Origin of the sequence: Weissella cibaria KACC 11862, assembly GCF_000193635.1 — a bacterium.
Classification (GTDB): domain Bacteria; phylum Bacillota; class Bacilli; order Lactobacillales; family Lactobacillaceae; genus Weissella; species Weissella cibaria.
In genome coordinates this window covers 1-292 of record NZ_AEKT01000072.1, presented here as the reverse complement: position 1 = coordinate 292, position 292 = coordinate 1, and the positions used below count along the sequence as shown (strand labels likewise).

Below are 292 nucleotides of genomic sequence, written 5' to 3'. Positions count from 1 at the left end.
TTTGGGAACTCATGAATGAGCTCAATCTCAAATCTCGCATGGTCAAGAAGTCATACAAGAAGCCAACAACAACCACTGACACACCTCAAAAGCCCAACCTCATGAAGAAGTTGGATGATTTGAGTGGCGTTCTGGCAACTGACATTACGTACATCCAGTTGATGAATCGTGAGTGGGTTTATCTGGCAACCGTCTATGACCCAGAAAAGCGTCGCGTAGTCTCATACGGACTAAGTCCAGAGATGACCAAGGAATTCGCAACATCCGTCGTAGTTAAGGCTCTAAGAGCCAA

At 45.9% G+C, this 292-nt stretch carries 1 pseudogene; it reads left to right on the top strand.

From position 1 onward, the window contains the following. Positions 1-11: 11 nt before the first annotated feature. Positions 12-292, top strand: a pseudogene (locus ESE_RS0111220) (IS3-like element IS1520 family transposase); the annotation flags it as partial.